General features: G+C 63.6%; 4 protein-coding genes. All 4 read left to right on the top strand.

Annotation, left to right across the window (positions count from 1 at the left end):
• On the top strand, window positions 1-765 hold a 765-nt coding region (locus tag VMA74_RS13910), incomplete at its 5' end, for a MinD/ParA family ATP-binding protein (protein WP_325367939.1).
• 1 nt (window position 766) lies between these two features.
• Window positions 767-1,501, top strand: a complete 735-nt coding sequence (locus VMA74_RS13905; RefSeq protein ID WP_325367937.1) for an RNA polymerase sigma factor FliA — start codon at window positions 767-769, stop codon at window positions 1,499-1,501.
• 254 nt (window positions 1,502-1,755) lie between these two features.
• Window positions 1,756-2,163 carry a chemotaxis response regulator CheY gene (cheY, locus tag VMA74_RS13900; protein ID WP_325367935.1) on the top strand — a complete coding sequence of 136 codons (408 nt, stop codon included), beginning with the start codon at window positions 1,756-1,758 and terminating at the stop codon, window positions 2,161-2,163.
• The coding region (locus VMA74_RS13895) for a protein phosphatase CheZ (RefSeq protein WP_325367933.1) at window positions 2,160-2,572 on the top strand (413 nt) is incomplete at its 3' end. The genes cheY and VMA74_RS13895, both read left to right, overlap by 4 nt.

Genomic DNA, 2,572 nt, shown 5'->3' with positions numbered 1-2,572 from the left:
AAGACCACGGTGGCCGTCAACCTGGCCATGGCCATGGCGATGGCCGGGCGCGACGTGATGCTGCTGGACGCCGACATGGGCGTGGCCAACGTGGACGTGCAGCTCGGCCTCAATCCGGTGCGCCACGTGGGGCATCTGCTGGAAGGTCTGTGCACGCTGCAGGATCTGATCATGCCGGCGCAGCACGGCTTGAAAGTGGTGCCGGGCGGATCGGGCGTGCGACGCCTGGCCAAGATGGGCAACGGCGAGCATGCCGCGGTCATCCGCGCCTTCGACGATTTGATCCAGCCGCCGGAAGTGCTGGTGGTCGATACCGCCGCCGGTGTGGCCGACAACGTGGCGATGTTCGCCGCCGCGGCCGACGATGTGGTGATCGTGGTGTGCGACGAGCTGGCTTCGCTCACCGACGCCTACGCGCTGATCAAGATTCTCGCCCACGACTTCGGCGTGCGGCGCTTCCATATCGTCGCCAACATGGTCCGCCAGGCGGGCGACGCGAAAAAACTTTACGAAAAGCTGGCGCGCGTCTGCGGACGCTTCCTCGATGTGGCGCTGGACTACATGGGCATGGTGCCGCACGACGAATGGCTGCGGCAGGCGATCCGGCGCCAGGGCGCCGTGGTCGACCTGTGGCCATCCAGCCGTGCGGCGATGGGATTCAAGCAATTGGCAGGGGCGGTCGATACATGGGGAAAACCCGCGTACCCGGACCTTGGCCGAATTGCCTTTTTCAGCGGCCAGAGTGTGCCGGCTGCGGGGTGGTGACATGAATGTGGCTTCGGAATATCTGCAGCTGCAACGCGAGGACGCGGACCAACTGGTGCGCAAGCATGCGCCGCTCGTGCGGCGCATCGCCTACCACCTGATGGGTCGTCTGCCGCCGAGCGTTGATGTGGGAGACCTGATGCAGGCGGGCATGATCGGCTTGCTGGAGGCGGCGCGAAATTTCACGACCGATCGCGCGGCCAGCTTCGAAACGTATGCGGGTATCCGCATCCGTGGCGCGATGCTGGACGAGCTTCGGCGTACTGACTGGACCCCGCGTTCGGTGCATCGCAAGGTGCGCGAAGTGGCCGAAGTGGTGCGCCAGATCGAAAACGAAACCGGCGCCGATGCGGACAGCGCCGAGGTGATGAAGCGGCTCGGCATGAGCGCCGAGGAGTATCACCAGGTGTTGTCCGACGCGACCAGTGCGCGCCTGCTCAGCCTTACCGCGCCGGACGACGGCGAGGGCGGCGAAAGCGGTGCGCTGGACGTGGTCGACCACGACAGCCTGGGGCCTGCGGACAGTTTCGAGCAGGAAAACATGAGCGAAGCGCTGGCCGAGGCGATCAGCACGCTGCCCAAGCGCGAACAACTGGTGATGTCCCTGTACTACGAGCAGGAATTGAACCTGAAGGAAATTGGCCTGGTGCTCGGCGTGACCGAATCGCGCGTGTGCCAGATCCACGGCCAGGCGCTGGTCCGCTTGCGGGCGCGCATGGGCGATTGGCGGGGTTAAACAACAGGCGACCGAAGAGGAGCAAGGCAACGAGTTTCAGCACACAGCGCAGTTAAGCATTCCGCGTACCGGCAAGTGCGTGGCTCTTCTTTCGGAAGAGGGCTTCCGGGCAATAAGGCAAGGCGGCGCGTCCTGGCATGGCCGAACCTGAAAACCCGCGAAACCTTCTTCCGAAGGAAAGAGCAAACACCGACGGTTCGCACCTCACTCGTTTCTCAACTCCCCCTCGTTTCCAAAGCCTCTGGAGAACGTGTTTGGACAAGAACATGAAAATTCTGGTGGTGGACGATTTCTCCACCATGCGGCGAATCGTTCGCAATCTGCTGGTTGAACTGGGTTTCAGCAACCCGCTCATCCAGGAAGCCGACGACGGCAACAATGCACTGACGATGCTCAAGGCCAATGCCTTCGACATGGTCGTGACCGATTGGAACATGCCCAACATGACCGGCATCGAGCTGCTGCAGGCGATTCGCGCCGAGCCCAAGCTCAAGGGCCTGCCGGTACTGATGGTCACCGCCGAAAACAATCGCGAGCAGATCATCGCCGCCGCCCAGGCCGGCGTGAACGGCTACATCGTCAAGCCTTTTACGGCGGCAACGCTGAAGGAAAAGCTCGACAAGATCTTCGAGCGCCTTGCCGCCAAGGGAGCATCCGCATGAGTGTCGCCATGACCGCCGATTTGAACGAAGGCCTGCCGCCGGAAGTGATCGCCCTGCTCAACAGCAAGGACGGCACGGCGTTCGAGCAGGCGCTCGATACCATGGTGCGCCAGCGCGAACAGCATCTGTTCCGCGCACTGGGCGTGCTGGCGCGCGACCTGCACGGCGCCGTGAGCCGCCTGGGCAGCGACCTGGCCAACGAAGGCGTGCCCGACAGCATGATCGACGCACGCAAGTATCTGGGCGAAGTGCTGGAGATGAGCGCGCAGGCCGCGCACCGCAGCCTGGATTTCGTCGACCGCATCCGTCCGGAAGCCGAAGCGCTGTCCACCAATGCCGCCGCCGTGCTGGATTTCAACAGCAGCAATACCGATCCGGCCGCCGTGCTGGCGCGCCAGGCGCAAGTGTT

This window comes from Dyella sp. (assembly GCF_035508675.1).
GTDB lineage: Bacteria > Pseudomonadota > Gammaproteobacteria > Xanthomonadales > Rhodanobacteraceae > Dyella_B.
Note: the sequence above shows the minus strand (reverse complement) of the source record. Positions and strands in the feature narration are given on the sequence as shown.